General features: G+C 61.7%; 16 protein-coding genes and 1 tRNA gene. 10 read left to right on the top strand and 7 right to left on the bottom strand.

What is annotated here, in order from left to right; translation table 11 throughout:
• Positions 1 to 866: MiaB/RimO family radical SAM methylthiotransferase (locus ACOVRJ_RS06560; RefSeq protein ID WP_422043082.1), on the top strand; the 866-nt coding region annotated here is incomplete at its 5' end.
• Here the strand turns inward: ACOVRJ_RS06560 and ACOVRJ_RS06555 are convergent.
• Entirely contained in the window at positions 850 to 1,128 is a 279-nt protein-coding gene (locus ACOVRJ_RS06555) for a hypothetical protein (RefSeq protein WP_422043081.1), read from the bottom strand. The two genes, ACOVRJ_RS06560 and ACOVRJ_RS06555, sit on opposite strands and share 17 nt — an antisense overlap.
• A gap of 118 nt (positions 1,129 to 1,246) precedes the next feature.
• Between ACOVRJ_RS06555 and hemA the strand changes: the two genes are divergently transcribed.
• The 6 genes from hemA to ACOVRJ_RS06525 all read left to right on the top strand — a co-directional run bounded on the left by hemA (position 1,247) and on the right by ACOVRJ_RS06525 (position 6,335).
• A complete protein-coding gene (gene hemA, locus ACOVRJ_RS06550) occupies positions 1,247 to 2,578 on the top strand; it encodes a glutamyl-tRNA reductase (protein WP_422043080.1) in 1,332 nt (443 codons plus the stop codon).
• Between the two features lie 75 nt (positions 2,579 to 2,653).
• Positions 2,654 to 3,739, top strand: coding sequence for a peptide chain release factor 1 (gene prfA / locus ACOVRJ_RS06545; RefSeq protein ID WP_339597357.1), 1,086 nt, complete (start codon positions 2,654 to 2,656; stop codon positions 3,737 to 3,739).
• Positions 3,736 to 4,572 (top strand): peptide chain release factor N(5)-glutamine methyltransferase, encoded by an 837-nt coding sequence (gene prmC / locus ACOVRJ_RS06540; RefSeq protein ID WP_422043079.1) that lies wholly within the window; start codon positions 3,736 to 3,738, stop codon positions 4,570 to 4,572. Before prfA ends, prmC begins: the two co-directional genes overlap by 4 nt.
• A 128-nt stretch (positions 4,573 to 4,700) precedes the next feature.
• Positions 4,701 to 5,354 (top strand): hypothetical protein, encoded by a 654-nt coding sequence (locus ACOVRJ_RS06535; RefSeq protein WP_422043078.1) that lies wholly within the window; start codon positions 4,701 to 4,703, stop codon positions 5,352 to 5,354.
• A gap of 97 nt (positions 5,355 to 5,451) precedes the next feature.
• Positions 5,452 to 5,766, top strand: coding sequence for a Grx4 family monothiol glutaredoxin (gene grxD, locus ACOVRJ_RS06530; protein WP_422043077.1), 315 nt, complete (start codon positions 5,452 to 5,454; stop codon positions 5,764 to 5,766).
• Positions 5,766 to 6,335 (top strand): UbiX family flavin prenyltransferase, encoded by a 570-nt coding sequence (locus ACOVRJ_RS06525; protein WP_422043076.1) that lies wholly within the window; start codon positions 5,766 to 5,768, stop codon positions 6,333 to 6,335. Before grxD ends, ACOVRJ_RS06525 begins: the two co-directional genes overlap by 1 nt.
• Positions 6,336 to 6,337: 2 nt before the next feature.
• On the opposite strand, the gene ACOVRJ_RS06520 is transcribed toward ACOVRJ_RS06525, so the two are convergent.
• Together ACOVRJ_RS06520 and ACOVRJ_RS06515 are read right to left on the bottom strand one after the other, a co-directional pair.
• Positions 6,338 to 6,961, bottom strand: coding sequence for a lytic transglycosylase domain-containing protein (locus ACOVRJ_RS06520; protein WP_422043075.1), 624 nt, complete (start codon positions 6,959 to 6,961; stop codon positions 6,338 to 6,340).
• A 5-nt stretch (positions 6,962 to 6,966) separates the two neighbouring features.
• Positions 6,967 to 8,712 (bottom strand): proline--tRNA ligase, encoded by a 1,746-nt coding sequence (locus ACOVRJ_RS06515; RefSeq protein ID WP_422043074.1) that lies wholly within the window; start codon positions 8,710 to 8,712, stop codon positions 6,967 to 6,969.
• 121 nt (positions 8,713 to 8,833) lie between these two features.
• On the opposite strand from ACOVRJ_RS06515, the gene ACOVRJ_RS06510 reads away from it, so the two are divergent.
• Positions 8,834 to 9,484 (top strand): RNA pyrophosphohydrolase, encoded by a 651-nt coding sequence (locus ACOVRJ_RS06510; RefSeq protein ID WP_422043083.1) that lies wholly within the window; start codon positions 8,834 to 8,836, stop codon positions 9,482 to 9,484.
• Between the two features lie 58 nt (positions 9,485 to 9,542).
• Here the strand turns inward: ACOVRJ_RS06510 and proB are convergent, their stop codons facing one another.
• The 4 genes from proB to rplU all read right to left on the bottom strand — a co-directional run bounded on the left by proB (position 9,543) and on the right by rplU (position 12,531).
• Positions 9,543 to 10,661 carry a glutamate 5-kinase gene (gene proB / locus ACOVRJ_RS06505; protein WP_422043073.1) on the bottom strand — a complete coding sequence of 373 codons (1,119 nt, stop codon included), beginning with the start codon at positions 10,659 to 10,661 and terminating at the stop codon, positions 9,543 to 9,545.
• Positions 10,658 to 11,746: a GTPase ObgE gene (gene obgE, locus ACOVRJ_RS06500; protein ID WP_422043072.1), complete on the bottom strand. Its 1,089-nt coding sequence runs from the start codon at positions 11,744 to 11,746 to the stop codon at positions 10,658 to 10,660. The genes proB and obgE overlap by 4 nt, the downstream gene beginning before the upstream one ends.
• A 173-nt stretch (positions 11,747 to 11,919) precedes the next feature.
• Complete coding sequence (gene rpmA / locus ACOVRJ_RS06495) at positions 11,920 to 12,177, bottom strand: 50S ribosomal protein L27 (RefSeq protein WP_263537901.1); 258 nt, start codon at positions 12,175 to 12,177, stop codon at positions 11,920 to 11,922.
• A 42-nt stretch (positions 12,178 to 12,219) separates the two neighbouring features.
• Positions 12,220 to 12,531 (bottom strand): 50S ribosomal protein L21, encoded by a 312-nt coding sequence (gene rplU, locus ACOVRJ_RS06490; RefSeq protein WP_263537902.1) that lies wholly within the window; start codon positions 12,529 to 12,531, stop codon positions 12,220 to 12,222.
• 345 nt (positions 12,532 to 12,876) lie between these two features.
• Here rplU and ACOVRJ_RS06485 point away from each other — a divergent pair, with 345 nt between their 5' ends.
• Together ACOVRJ_RS06485 and ACOVRJ_RS06480 are read left to right on the top strand one after the other, a co-directional pair.
• A complete protein-coding gene (locus ACOVRJ_RS06485; RefSeq protein WP_422043071.1) occupies positions 12,877 to 13,806 on the top strand; it encodes a polyprenyl synthetase family protein in 930 nt (309 codons plus the stop codon).
• 97 nt (positions 13,807 to 13,903) lie between these two features.
• Positions 13,904 to 13,977, top strand: a tRNA-Pro gene (locus ACOVRJ_RS06480).
• Position 13,978 lies beyond the last annotated feature (1 nt).

Here is a 13,978-nt window from a genome sequence, read left to right as displayed (position 1 = left end):
ACTGCGTGGTGCCCTACACCCGCGGCGAAGAGGTCTCGCGCCCCTTTGACGATGTGCTGACCGAGATCGCCGGTCTGGCCGACCAAGGCGTCATGGAGATCAATCTGCTGGGCCAAAACGTCAATGCCTACCGCGGCAAGATGGGCGACAGCAATGAGTACGCTGACCTCGCCCTGCTGCTCGAGTACGCGGCCGAGATCCCCGGCATCCAGCGCCTGCGCTTCACCACCAGCCACCCGAACGAGTTCAACCAGCGCTTGGTCGATGCCTTCGCCAAAGTACCGCAGCTGGTCAACCATCTGCATCTGCCGGTGCAGCACGGCAGCGACCGCATCTTGATGGCGATGAAGCGCGGCTACACCGCCCTGGAGTTCAAGAGCACGATTCGCAAGCTGCGCGCCATCCGCCCCGACATCCGCATCGCCAGCGACTTCATCGTCGGCTTCCCCGGCGAAACCGAAGAAGACCACGCCAAGCTGATGAAGTTGGTCGAAGACATCGGCTTCGACGCCTCCTTCAGCTTCATCTTCAGCCCGCGCCCCGGCACACCTGCTGCAGCGCTGGAAGACACCACACCTTACGAAGTGAAGGTGCGCCGTCTGCAAGAGTTGCAAGCCGTCATCGAGGCCAACACCCTGGCCATCAGCCAGACCATGGTCGGCCAGACCCACAAGATCTTGGTCACCGGCAATGCCCGCAAAGACCCCAGCGAGTTGATGGGCCGCACCGAGTGCAATCGCATCGTCAACTTCAAGGGCAATGCGCGCCTGATGAATCAGTTGGTGGACGTCAAGATCACCCAGGCCTTTGCGCATTCGCTGCGCGCCGAGGTGCTGACGGTGGAAGACGCTAGCGTGCTGGCCTGAGGCTCAAATAGCACTGCGGCAGGCTGATGCCCAAAAGCATCAGCCCGTAGCCGGCCATCTTGCCGTCGCGCCCGAGCAGCAACAGGGCCGCGATCACGCCGAGGCTTCCACCGATACCACCCCAAAGGGTCAGGTCTTGCCAGCGCCGCGCCTTCAGCTCCCGCCGCCACAGCAATTTGGCACCAGCCGCCATCAAGGCAGCGACCAACCAAGCGGGCGCGAACAGATTGCTGAGGTGCCAAAAGGCGTCAAGAGGACTCAAGGGTGGGGCTCGCAGCGGTCAGAGAAATACGCTTCACTTGATGCACATCAAGCTTGAATGGCGTCTGCATGAGCGCCTTCTCGGCGCGAAGCATTGATGACAATTTTATAATCCGTCCATGACCGTATTTGCCCTTGGCTTGAACCACACTTCCGCGCCCTTGGATTTGCGCGGGCGTTTTGCGTTCTCGTTAGAGCAACTGGTGCCGACCCTGCATGGCTTTCGCGAGCAATTGCAATTGCCGGGCCACAACGCCACGGCCACCGAAGCGACGATCCTGTCGACCTGCAATCGCACTGAGCTCTATGTCGCCGGCCATGGCGACATGGTCAAGCCGGCCGTCGACTGGCTGGCCCGCATCGGCGGTGTCAGCAGCGCCGCGCTGATGGACCACGCCTATGTGCGCGAAGGCAGCGCGGCGGCGCGCCATGCCTTCCGCGTCGCCAGTGGGCTGGACTCGATGGTGCTGGGCGAACCGCAAATCCTGGGTCAGATGAAGCAGGCGGTGCGCGAGGCCACCCAGGCCGGCACCGTCGGCACCACGCTGCACCAACTGTTCCAGCGCGGCTTTTCCGTCGCCAAAGAGGTGCGCAGTTCGACCGAGATCGGCGCCCACTCGATCAGCATGGCCGCCGCCTCGGTGCGCCTGGCCGCACAGTTGTTTGAAGACCTCAGCCAGATCAAGGTGCTGTTCGTGGGCGCCGGCGAGATGATTGAACTGGTGGCGACTCACTTCGCCGCCAAGACGCCCAAAGCCATGGCTGTCGCCAACCGCACCTTGGAGCGCGGCGAGAAGCTAGCTGGCCATCTGGGCGCCGAGGCGATCCGTTTGGCCGACTTGCCGCAACGACTGCATGAATTTGACGCGGTGATCTCCTGCACCGCCAGCAGCCTGCCGCTGATCGGACTGGGCGCCGTTGAACGCGCCTTGAAGCTGCGCAAGCACCGGCCGATGTTCATGGTCGACCTGGCGGTGCCAAGAGACATCGAGCCCGAAGTCGGACAACTGGACGATGTCTATCTCTACACCGTGGACGAATTGGCCAGCTTGGTGCAATCGGCCGGCGAAAAACGCCAGGCAGCGGTGGAGCAGGCCGAAGCCATCATCGAAACCGGGGTGCAGAGCTTTGTGCATTGGCTGGGCCAGCGCAATACCGTGCCTTTGATCCAGGCCTTGAACGCGCAGGCCGATGGTTGGCGCGAGCATGAAATGGCACGTGCCCGCAAGCTGCTGGCGCGCGGCGCCAATGTCGAAGAGGTGCTGGAGGCCATGAGCCGCGGCCTGACGCAGAAGATGCTGCACGGCACCATGGCCGAGTTGCATGCCAGCGATGGCGAGCACCGGGTACAGCTGGCGCAGACGGTATCGCGCCTTTTCCTGCGCAGCAGCAGCCGCAATCCGGCCGAGAGCGTCAACCCTGTCGCCAGCGAGCAGCCCGGCGAGTATTAGCGGCGTCCATCAGCGCCAGCTCTTGCGTCGGCTCTGATGCCCGCGCCCTCTCGCCTCTTGCTCCCCGGACCCGCCATGAAAGACTCACTGCGCCAGCAGTTCGACCGCCTCGCCTATCGCCTGAGCGAGCTCGACACCATCCTCAGCGAAGGCAGCATTGCCGCCGATATGAAGCGTTATCGGGCGCTCACCAAGGAGCAGGCCGAGGTGGCGGAACTGGTCTCGCAATACAAGCAGTATCTGCAGCGCGAGGCCGATCTGATCGAGGCCAAGAGCCTGTTGGCCGACCCCGAAATGGCCGAGATGGCGGCCGAGGAAATCAAATCCGCCGAGGCTGATTTGACGCGCCTGCATGAGTCGCTGCAACTGGCCCTGCTGCCGCGTGACCCGGACGATGAGCGCTCGGCGTTCTTGGAAATCCGTGCCGGTGCCGGCGGCGATGAGTCGGCCCTGTTCGCCGCCGACTTGGCGCGCATGTATCTGCGCTATGCCGAACGCCAAGGCTGGAAGACCGAGATTTTGTCGGCCAATGAGTCGGACCTGGGTGGCTACAAAGAGTTGGTGGTGCGCATCGAGGGCGACAAGGTTTATGGCCGCCTGAAGTTCGAGTCCGGCGGCCACCGCGTGCAACGCGTCCCTGCCACCGAGGCGCAGGGACGCATCCACACCAGCGCCTGCACCGTGGCGGTGATCGCCGAACCGGATGAAGCCGAGGAAGTGACGCTGAACCCCTCGGAGTTGCGCATCGACACCTTCCGCGCCAGCGGTGCCGGTGGTCAGCACATCAACAAGACCGACAGCGCGGTGCGCGTCACCCACATCCCCACCGGCTTGGTGGCGGAATGCCAGGACGACCGCAGCCAGCACCGCAACAAGGCCAAGGCCATGCTGGTGCTGGCCGCCCGCCTGCGCGACAAGGACCGCATCGAACGCGAAGCCAAGGACGCCGCCAATCGCAAGAGCCTGATCGGCACCGGCGACCGCAGCGACCGCATCCGCACCTACAACTTCCCGCAGGGTCGCCTGACCGACCACCGCATCAACCTAACGCTCTACAAGCTCGGCGCCATCATGGACGGCGATCTCGACGATGTGGCTGCGGGTCTGCAAGCCGCCCAGGCGGCTGAGCAGTTGGCAGTGCTGGAGGCGGGACGCGCATGAAGCCCTTGCCCGGAGACATTCGCGCTGCCCTGCAATTGGCGCAGAGCTCAGGTCTTGATCGACTCGACGCCCAGCTTTTGGTGTCGGCCGCTGTACAGCAAAACCGAACTTGGTTGATCAGCCACGACGACGCCGCGCTGGCCCCTGCAGTCGCAAGCCTTCTGGCCGAGCAATTCGCACAAAAAGCGGCCGGCACACCGCTGGCCTATCTGCTCGGCGAGAAAGAGTTCCACGGCTTGCTGCTCAAAGTCACAACGGACACCTTGGTGCCCCGCGCCGACACCGAAATCCTGGTGGACTGGGCTTTGGAGATTCTGCGGACGCAAGCACCGAAACAAGCACGCGTCGTCGATCTCGGCACCGGCAGTGGCGCCATTGCCTTGGCCCTCAAGGCCAGCCACCCTGCGGCGCAGGTCGAAGCACTGGATTTGAGCCACGCAGCCCTGGCGGTGGCGCAAGACAACGCCCGTCGGCTTGGTCTAGACGTGAGCTTCCACCAAGGGGATTGGTGGCAGCCTTTGGCGGGGCAGCGGTTCGACCTGATCGTCAGCAACCCACCCTATATCGCCGGAGAAGACCCGCATCTGCCGGCGCTTCGGCATGAGCCGATAGGCGCCTTGACACCGGGCGGCGATGGCTTGTCCGACCTGCAAGCCTTGATCGAAGGGGCGCCAAATCACCTGCAGCCCGACGGCTGGCTGTTGCTGGAGCATGGCTATGACCAGGCCGAGCCCGTCGGCCAAGCCTTGCTGCAGCGCGGCTTCATCGATGTAGACATGCGCCGCGACCTGGGCGGCCAGCCTCGGGTCAGCGGCGGGCGCTGGTTGGGCTGAGCGCTCCGTCGCTCAATCGCTCAACATTCGATCGCAGCAACAGCCCACCCATTTGTGGGCAATTTACACCGCACGAACGGGCCGCCTCGGCGTAGCATGGACTCAACCCATCGCCGCAGGAGATCGTCATGAGCACCGTTCAAAGGCCTCGTTTTCTCTTTGCTCTGACCTTGCTCGGTCTGACCGGATTGCTGCTGAGCATGAGCCCTGCCCTGCGCGCCGCCGAGCCCAGCCTGCCGGCCCTGCAGGCAAGCCCGAACTGGCAAGCCCGCCTGCAACTGAGCAGTTTGGCCTTGAACGCCGCCACGGCTCCCGGCGGCTTGGATAGCGCTGCACACGCCGGCTCACGCCTGCTCAGCGCCACACTGCTGGGCGACTATTACCTGACCGGCTCCGGCCTGGGCGGCGTTCGCGGTGGCCTGCGCGCCACCGGCGGGCTGATGCTGGGTTCGCTGGCGCAGAGCAATGCCAGTCTGGCGCTGAACTCCAGCACCACGAGCTTGGCACAAGGCCTGACTGTGGGTCAGCGCAGCTTGACCCCATGGTCGGCAGAGCGGGAGAGCAGCGATCCTTTCACCTCCACCTCCTATCTGGGCATCGGTTACACCGGTCGCTCCTTGCGGGGTGGCTGGGGATTCAGTGCCGACCTTGGCCTGATGAGCGGCAATATGAGCGGCAATGGCCTCCGCCTTGGCAACAACCGTGCCCAGAGCATGGAAGACCTGCTGCGCGATTTGCGCTTCAAACCGGTGCTGCAACTGGGCCTGTCCTACAGCTACTGATAGCGCCTGAAGCTGGGTTTGACCTGCCAAGGCATAGGTGAAATCGCGCTGACCGATAATCGCGCCCAAGATTCCACTTTTTTGGGCGAGATGATCCATGAGCGACGTTCAGCAACGCATTGATGACCTGGTGAAGAACAACCGCGTGATGCTCTTCATGAAGGGCTCGGCACAGTTCCCGATGTGCGGCTTCTCCGGCCGTGCGGTCCAAATTCTGAAGGCCTGCGGCGCCACCGATCTGAAGACCTTCAATGTGCTGGATGACGCCGATGTCCGCCAGGGCATCAAGGACTATGCCAACTGGCCGACCATTCCCCAGCTCTACATCAATGGTGAGTTCATTGGTGGCTCGGACATCATGATGGAGATGTACGAATCGGGCGAGCTGCAGCAGGTGCTGTCCGCTAGCTGATGACGCAAAGACTGGTCCTCGGCATCACCGGTGCCACCGGTGCGGCCTACAGCCTGCGGCTGTTGCGACGTGGCCGCGAACTGAGCCTGGAGACGCATCTGATCATCACGCCCTCGGGCGTGATCAATGCGCACCATGAACTGGGCTTGGACCGCAAAGCCTTAGAGGCCGAGGCCTCCTATGCATATGCGCCCGGCGACATCGGCGCTTGCGTGGCCAGCGGCAGTTTTGCAACCGCCGCCATGGTTATCGCGCCCTGCTCGATGAAGACCCTGGCCTCGGTGGCCCATGGTTTTGGCGACAACCTGCTGACCCGCGCTGCCGACGTGACCTTGAAAGAGCGCCGTCGCTTGATCTTGATGGTGCGCGAGACGCCCTTCAATCTGGCACATTTGCGCAATATGGTCGCCGCCACCGAAATGGGTGCGATTTGCTTTCCGCCCTTGCCGGCCTTTTATCACCACCCTCAAAGCATTGATGAGTTGGTGAATGAGAGCGTGGAACGGGTGCTGGAATTGGCCGGCGTCATGGGTGCCCACCCCAAGGCTTGGGCCGGCATCAAAGCCTGAGCTTAGGTTTCACCGGGCAGCAGCCACTGCTTGCGCGCACCGAACACCGCGCGGGGGTACTCCGGCCGCCCGCGGCTGCCGTTGTAGCGACCCAGGGCCAGATACATATCGCCCTGCTCCCGGTCGAGATAGTGGCGAAGAATCACGCAGCCGAATCGCAGATTGGTCTGCATATGAAAGAGCCGTGAGGCCTGGCCGTCACCGATGGATTTGGCCCAGAAGGGCATCACCTGGGTATAGCCGCGCGCCCCGGCGCTGCTGATCGCGTATTTGCGAAAGCCGCTCTCCACCTGCACCAGGCCCAGCATCAAGCTGGGGTCCAGCCCGGCCCGTTTGGCTTCGTACCAGACGGTTTCTAGAAACTCAATGCGGGTCTGCGGCTCGCTCTTGCGCGGCTTGAGCTTTTCGCTCATCACGCCCAACCAGCGCAGATAGGTCAAGCGCGCCTCGACATTGTCAAAGCGCGGCTTGGGTGGCGCCGAATAGGCGATGGCTGCAGACAAGGCCGAGCGCACCGCGTCGGCCAGAGGCTCTTCAAGCTGAGCCCCGGCATGACTGAGGCACGGCCAAGAAGCAAAGCCTGCAGCCAACGCGCCCAGCATCAGGCCGCGTCGTTCACGCTGCATGGAATTCAAGTCGTCAGCTTGGCCTTGAGCTGAGCCAAGACCTCGTCCAGGCTGAGTTTGCTGGCCGCGGCATCACGGCGACCTTGGTACTCGACCTGGCCTTCTTTCAGCCCACGGTCCGAGATCACCACGCGGTGCGGCACACCGACCAATTCCCAGTCGGCAAACATCGCGCCTGGGCGCTCGCCACGGTCGTCCAGCAGCACATCAATGCCCAGGGCCGCCAGGTCGTCATGCAGCTTGTACGCGGCCGCCTTGACCTCTTCGCTGCGGTCCATGCCAATCGGGCAAACCACCACGCTGAAAGGCGCAATCGCGTCCGGCCAAATGATGCCGCGCTCGTCGTGGCTCTGCTCGATAGCCGCGCCCAAGATGCGCGTCACGCCAATGCCGTAGCAGCCCATCACCATCAGCTGCGGCTTGCCGTTCTCGTCCAAGAAGGTGGCCTTCATATCGGCCGAGTACTTGGTGCCGAGCAGGAAGACATGACCCACTTCGATGCCACGCTGGATCGCCAAAACGCCCTTGCCGTCCGGCGAGGGATCGCCAGCGACGACGTTGCGGATGTCGGTCACCAAATCCGGCTCGGGCAAATCACGGCCCCAGTTGGCGCCGGTGAAGTGGAAGTCCGCTTCATTGGCGCCGCAGACAAAGTCGCTCATCAAGGCCACGGTGCGGTCGGCAATGACCTTCACCGGCTTGAGCAGTTTGATCGGGCCCAGATAGCCTGGCTTGGTACCGAAGTGTTCTTCAATCTCGCTCACGGTGGCGAAGCGGAACCCGGCCTTCAGGTCTTCAATCTTGCCGGCCTTGACCTCGTTCAGATCATGATCGCCGCGCAGCAACAAGAGCCAAACCGTGCTCTTGACGATTTCGCCCTGCTCATTGAGCTCGTCACTGGCCAGCACGATGGACTTGACCGTTTGGGTCAGCGGCAGGCCCAGGAGCGCAGCCACATCTTCGCAAGTGCTCTTGGACGGCGTTGCGGTCTTGGTCAGCGCTTGATTTGCGTTAGCACGCGCGCTCAAGAGCGCCACACCTTCGGCCAATTCGATATTGGCGGCGTAGTCACTGGTCGGGCAGTAAACGATGGCGTCTTCGCCGGTTTCAGCGATGACCTGGAACTCATGCGAGATCTCGCCGCCAATCGCACCGGTGTCGGCGGCGACTGCGCGGTACTGCAAGCCGAAGCGATCAAAGATGCGCTGATAGGCGGCGTACATGCCTTGGTAGCTGACCGTCGCGGCGGCCACGTCACGGTCGAAGGAATACGCATCCTTCATGGTGAACTCACGGCCGCGCATCACACCGAAACGCGGGCGACGCTCGTCGCGGAACTTTGTTTGGATGTGATAGAAATTCTTCGGCAACTGCTTGTAGCTGCGCAGCTCTTGGCGAGCGATGTCGGTCATCACCTCTTCGGAGGTAGGCTGGATGATGAAGTCGCGGCCGTGGCGATCTTTCACCCGCATCAACTCGGGGCCCATCTTGTCGAAGCGACCGGTTTCTTGCCAAAGCTCGGCCGGTTGCACCACCGGCATCAACAACTCCACCGCACCCGCGCGGGTCATCTCCTCGCGGATGATGGCCTCGACCTTGCGGATCACCCGCAGGCCCATGGGCATGTAGTTGTAGATGCCGGCGCCGATGCGTTTGATCATGCCGGCGCGCATCATCAGTTTGTGGCTGACAACCTCGGCATCGGCGGGCGCTTCCTTGAGCGTGGAGACAAAAAACTGGCTGGCTTTCATGGCGCTTGGCAAGGCTCGGCCGTCAAGGCCAAGCAGGGTTCGGGTCTGAGGGTTAGCGAGGACGATGCCAGAGCGGCATCCCAATGCAATAATTGATCTAACTAAAGATTCGAGGTTGATTATGCTCGACCGTGACGGCTTCCGGCCCAACGTCGGCATCATCCTGCTCAACCACCGGAATGAAGTGTTTTGGGGCAAACGCATCCGCACACATTCCTGGCAGTTCCCGCAAGGGGGCATTAACTATGGTGAAACGCCTGAGCAGGCGATGTTTCGTGAGCTCCATGAAGAAGTGGGGCTTGTTCCTGACCATGTGCAGATCATTGCGCGCACGCGCGATTGGCTGCGCTATGAGGTGCCCGACCACTTCATCAGACGTGATGCACGCGGCCACTACCGCGGCCAAAAGCAGATCTGGTTCTTGCTGCAATTGTTGGGGCGTGATTCCGATATGAATCTGCGCGCCACCAATCATCCGGAATTTGATGCTTGGCGCTGGAACGATTACTGGGTGCCGCTTGAGGCGGTGATCGAGTTCAAGCGCGGGGTCTATGAAAATGCGCTGACCGAGTTGGCGCGCTATCTTCCTCGCATCAACCAGCACAACCGCTATCTGCGCGGCGGCATGCGGCCTCAGCAGCAGCACCGGGGCGATTCAGCCGGCCAGCACAACCCGCAAGGCGATAGGCAGGCTGATTCGCCGGCCAACAAGGCTGACAGCGAATTGATGCCAGCCCAAAGCCAACCCGATCCATCGCCAAACAAAGACTGATCTAAATGGACACGGCCGCCTTGCTTAAACACGAAGCAGGACGGCCCTTCAAGTCTTATCAGTTCAAGACCAAATTGTCCCGGTGGATCAACTCCGGCTCGGCGGCATAGCCGAGCACACGCTCAAACTCGCCTGAGGGCTTGCGAGCAATCAAGCGCGCCTCTGCGCTGGAGTAATTGGTTAGTCCCCGAGCGACTTCGCGGCCACTGGCATCGATCACAGCGATCACATCGCCACGGTGGAACTCGCCTTGCACCTCGACCACACCAATCGGCAGCAAGCTCTTGCCTTCGCCTTGCAGCTTTGCGGCGGCCCCTGCATCAACGGCGACAGCCCCTCGCAGCTGCAAATGATCAGCCATCCACTGCTTACGCGCTGCCAATTTGGGCGTTGAGGCCAAAAGCGCTGTGCCGATGGCCTCGCCAGCTGCCAAGCGCAGCAAGACGTCGGGCTCGCGACCCCAGGCAATCACGGTGTTGGCACCGCTCCCTGCAGCCCGCTTGGCCGCCAGAATCTTGGTGATCATGCCGCCACGACCCAGGGACGAGCCGGCGCCACCTGCCATTTGCTCCAACTCGGGCGTGCCTGCCACTGCCTCATCGATGAAGCGCGCATTCGGATCGCGACGCGGATCGGCCGAGTACAGGCCACGCTGATCGGTGAGGATGATCAGCGCATCGGCTTCAATCAAGTTGGCGACCAGCGCGCCCAGCGTGTCGTTGTCGCCGAATTTGATTTCGTCGTTGACGACAGTGTCGTTCTCGTTGATGACCGGCAACACGCGGTGTTGCAACAAGGTCACCAGGGTCGAGCGCGCATTCAGATAGCGCTCTCGGTCGGCCAAGTCTGCATGAGTGAGCAGCACTTGCGCACTGCCCATGCCATGCTCGCGCAGCTTGCTTTCGTACATCTGCACCAAGCCCATCTGCCCCACTGCAGCCGCGGCCTGCAGTTCGTGCAGTTCCTTGGGCCGGGTCGCCCAGCCCAGGCGCTTCATGCCTTCGGCGATGGCGCCGCTGGAGACCATCACCAGCTCGCGACCATCGGCGGCCAAGGCCGCAAGCTGCCGACACCAATTGCCGATGGCATCGGCATCAACACCCCGGCCCTCGTTGGTGACCAGGCTAGATCCGACCTTGACGACGATGCGCTTCGCGCCCTGGAGCGCCGCGCTCATTCCGCGCTGTCGTCTGCAGCCGTCGAGACCGGCTTGCCCTCAGGGAAGCGCGGGTCGACCTCCACCAAAACCTTGTGCGCCGTGGCCACGTGGTCGTAGATGGCATGAATCAAGGGCTGGCAACCATCGCGGGTCAGCGCCGAGATCTCGAAGACCGGGCCCTTCCACTTGTAGCGCTTGACGAAGTCTTTGACGCGTTTGGCGCGCTCTTCCTCGGGCACCATGTCCAGCTTGTTCAAGACCAGCCAACGCGGTTTGTCGTACAACTCTTGGTCGTACTTCTTCAACTCATTGACGATGGCCTTGGCTTCAGCCACCGGATCGACTGCCGGATCAAAAGGCGCCAAGTCCACGACATGCAAGAGCAAACGCGTACGCTGCAAATGGCGCAGGAATTGGTGACCCAGACCGGCGCCTTCTGCGGCACCTTCAATCAGGCCAGGAATGTCGGCAACGACAAAGCTCTTCTCCGGCCCGACGCGCACCACACCCAGATTGGGATGCAAGGTCGTGAAGGGGTAATCCGCGATCTTGGGTCGTGCATTCGACACGGCCGTGATCAGCGTGGACTTACCCGCATTGGGTTGACCCAGCAAGCCGACATCGGCCAAGACGCGCAACTCAAGCTTGACCTTCTTGGCCTCACCAGGCCAACCGGGCGTCTTCTGACGCGGTGCGCGGTTGGTACTGGTCTTGAAATGCAGGTTACCGAAGCCGCCATCGCCGCCCTTGGCCAGCATGATTTTCTCGCCCGGCTCCAGCAACTCGGCGATCACCGTATCGGTTTCCAGGTCGCGCACGATGGTGCCGACCGGCATACGCAAGATGACGTCATCGGAGGCTGCGCCATAGCAATCCGAGCCACGGCCGGCCTCACCATTGCGGGCCTCGTGGCGGCGCGCATAGCGATAGTCGATCAGGGTGTTGAGGTTGCTGTCTGCCACAGCAAAGACGCTGCCACCGCGGCCGCCGTCGCCGCCATCCGGCCCACCGAAGGGGATGAATTTTTCGCGGCGGAAACTGGCACAGCCGGCACCACCATTGCCGGCCACGATGTCGATGGTGGCTTCGTCGATGAATTTCATATTGCTACGCGCCTTTTGAGGCTGATGTTAAGGCAAAGCCTGCGGCCGCCCCAAACGGGAACAACCAGCTTTGCTGCAGCCTGAAAAAGCAAAAGCCCCAGCGAGCCGGGGCTTTTTGTTCACCTGTTGCAGGCGGTCGGCTGCTGCCCTCCGCCTGCGGTGTACATCGGCGATCAGATCGCGGTCACGAAGACCGTCTGACGGCTCTTTTCACCCTTGATGGCGAACGACACTTGGCCGTCAACCAGGGCAAACAGCGTGTGGTCCTTGCCGATACCGACATTGGTGCCGGGATGGAACTTGGTACCGCGCTGACGCACGATGATGGAACCTGCAGAGATGGTCTGGCCGCCGAAGGCCTTCACACCGAGCATCTTAGGTTTGGAGTCGCGGCCGTTTCGTGTTGAACCGCCGCCCTTTTTCTGTGCCATGGATTATCTCCTTGAACTGTTGGCGAAGAAGCCGACTCTCGATCAGCCGTTCACCGTGCTGATCAACAGCTCGGTATACGTCTGGCGATGGCCTTGACTCTTCTTGTAGTGCTTACGACGACGCAACTTGAAGATGCGCACTTTGTCGTGCTTACCGTGAGCCACAACAGTGGCATTGACGCTTGCGCCAGCAACCAAGGGAGTGCCAACCTTCAGATCTGCGCCGCTACCAACGGCGAGAACTTGGTCGATCACAATCTCTTGGCCAACATCCGCAGCAATCTGTTCTATCTTGATCTTTTCGCCAGCAGCAACTTTGTATTGCTTGCCGCCGGTTTTTATGACCGCGTACATATCAGCCCTTTCAATTAAACCAACCCGTCTCGATGACTCTGGTGTCCGCCGACTCATAAAAGCCGACCGAAATCCCAAGCCAAAACGGGCCTCAACTCCGCAGCCGTGAAGCGCAGAGCCCGCGATGTTAGCATGCTTAGTGGAAAACGCCAAGTCCTTCGGCTTTCGCCGAGGCGTGGCGCCACACAGCGCATGAGTCAACACAGCCTCCGGCGTTTTGACTCATGCGCTCTTCCTATAATCCCAGCTTCGTTCAAAAGAGAGCCGAGAGTGCACGCCGCTTCTGCTTCGACCCCTACTACCCTCCCCAGCGTCCGCGAGGCACTCGCCACACTTTCAGCAGAAATGCTGGAAGTTGATGCCGTCATTGCACGCCGCCTGCAGTCGGACGTCGCACTGATCAACCAGATCGCCGGCTACATCGTGCATGCAGGTGGCAAGCGCATGCGCCCCAAGCTGGTGCTGCTGTTCGCCAACGCACTCGGATTCGACGGCCCACAGCGCCTTGAACTGGCAGCTGTTGTGGAGTTCATTCACACGGCAACCTTGCTGCACGACGATGTGGTGGACGAATCCTCGCTGCGCCGCGGCAAGCAAACCGCCAACGCCTTGTTTGGCAATGCAGCCAGCGTTTTGGTGGGCGACTTCCTGTATTCGCGCGCCTTTCAGATGATGGTGTCCGCCAATCGCATGCGCGTGCTCGAAGTGTTGGCCGAAGCCACTAACGTCATCGCCGAGGGCGAAGTGCTTCAGCTGATGAATATGCATGACCCCGACATCTCGGTCGAAAGCTATCTGCGCGTCATCCGCTTCAAGACCGCCAAGTTGTTTGAGGCAAGCGCACGCCTCGGCGCCGTGCTTGCTGACAGCAGCCCCGAAATTGAAGAGGCCTGCGCCGGCTACGGCCGCGCCATGGGCACTGCCTTCCAATTGATCGACGACGTGCTGGATTACGAAGGCGACAGCCACGCTCTTGGCAAAAACGTGGGCGATGACCTCCGCGAAGGCAAAACCACCTTGCCACTGCTGATCGCCATGGAGCGCGGCACCGAAGAGCAGCGCCTGTTGATCCGCCACGCCATCGAACATGGCGAGTTAGAACGACTGAGCGAGATCGTCGAGATTGTTCGCGCGACCGGCGCTCTTGAAGCCACTCGCGACGCGGCCCGAGCCGAAGCGCAACTGGCCAAAGACTGCCTGCAACTTCTGCCCGCCAATATGTGGCGAGAATCTCTGCTAGAATTTGCGGCTCAGTCGGTTGACCGATCCTTCTAAGCAAGGACGGTCCAAGACCCAAGTTCTTTGCTTTGCGCCACGACGCCTCAAGCACTGAGCAATGCGAACAAGCCAGCCGCTTGTTTGTTCAAAAATTCGGGGTGTAGCGTAGTCTGGTAGCGCGCCACGTTCGGGACGTGGAGGCCGGAGGTTCGAATCCTCTCACCCCGAC

The sequence above is a fragment of the Roseateles sp. genome (genome assembly GCF_049240545.1).
Taxonomy (GTDB): domain Bacteria; phylum Pseudomonadota; class Gammaproteobacteria; order Burkholderiales; family Burkholderiaceae_C; genus Paucibacter_A.
Note: the sequence above shows the minus strand (reverse complement) of the source record. Positions and strands in the feature narration are given on the sequence as shown.

What these genes read in the sequence shown, in the direction of transcription:
- obgE (WP_422043072.1), bottom strand. Translation starts at nt 11,746, where the DNA reads ATGAAATTCATCGACGAAGCCACCATCGACATCGTGGCCGGCAATGGT.
- rplU (WP_263537902.1), bottom strand. Translation starts at nt 12,531, where the DNA reads ATGTACGCGGTCATAAAAACCGGCGGCAAGCAATACAAAGTTGCTGCT.
- ACOVRJ_RS06520 (WP_422043075.1), bottom strand. Translation starts at nt 6,961, where the DNA reads ATGCAGCGTGAACGACGCGGCCTGATGCTGGGCGCGTTGGCTGCAGGC.
- prfA (WP_339597357.1), top strand. Translation starts at nt 2,654, where the DNA reads ATGAAAGACTCACTGCGCCAGCAGTTCGACCGCCTCGCCTATCGCCTG.
- ACOVRJ_RS06510 (WP_422043083.1), top strand. Translation starts at nt 8,834, where the DNA reads ATGCTCGACCGTGACGGCTTCCGGCCCAACGTCGGCATCATCCTGCTC.
- ACOVRJ_RS06515 (WP_422043074.1), bottom strand. Translation starts at nt 8,712, where the DNA reads ATGAAAGCCAGCCAGTTTTTTGTCTCCACGCTCAAGGAAGCGCCCGCC.
- ACOVRJ_RS06485 (WP_422043071.1), top strand. Translation starts at nt 12,877, where the DNA reads ATGCTGGAAGTTGATGCCGTCATTGCACGCCGCCTGCAGTCGGACGTC.
- rpmA (WP_263537901.1), bottom strand. Translation starts at nt 12,177, where the DNA reads ATGGCACAGAAAAAGGGCGGCGGTTCAACACGAAACGGCCGCGACTCC.
- ACOVRJ_RS06525 (WP_422043076.1), top strand. Translation starts at nt 5,766, where the DNA reads ATGACGCAAAGACTGGTCCTCGGCATCACCGGTGCCACCGGTGCGGCC.
- proB (WP_422043073.1), bottom strand. Translation starts at nt 10,661, where the DNA reads ATGAGCGCGGCGCTCCAGGGCGCGAAGCGCATCGTCGTCAAGGTCGGA.
- ACOVRJ_RS06535 (WP_422043078.1), top strand. Translation starts at nt 4,701, where the DNA reads ATGAGCACCGTTCAAAGGCCTCGTTTTCTCTTTGCTCTGACCTTGCTC.
- grxD (WP_422043077.1), top strand. Translation starts at nt 5,452, where the DNA reads ATGAGCGACGTTCAGCAACGCATTGATGACCTGGTGAAGAACAACCGC.
- hemA (WP_422043080.1), top strand. Translation starts at nt 1,247, where the DNA reads ATGACCGTATTTGCCCTTGGCTTGAACCACACTTCCGCGCCCTTGGAT.
- prmC (WP_422043079.1), top strand. Translation starts at nt 3,736, where the DNA reads ATGAAGCCCTTGCCCGGAGACATTCGCGCTGCCCTGCAATTGGCGCAG.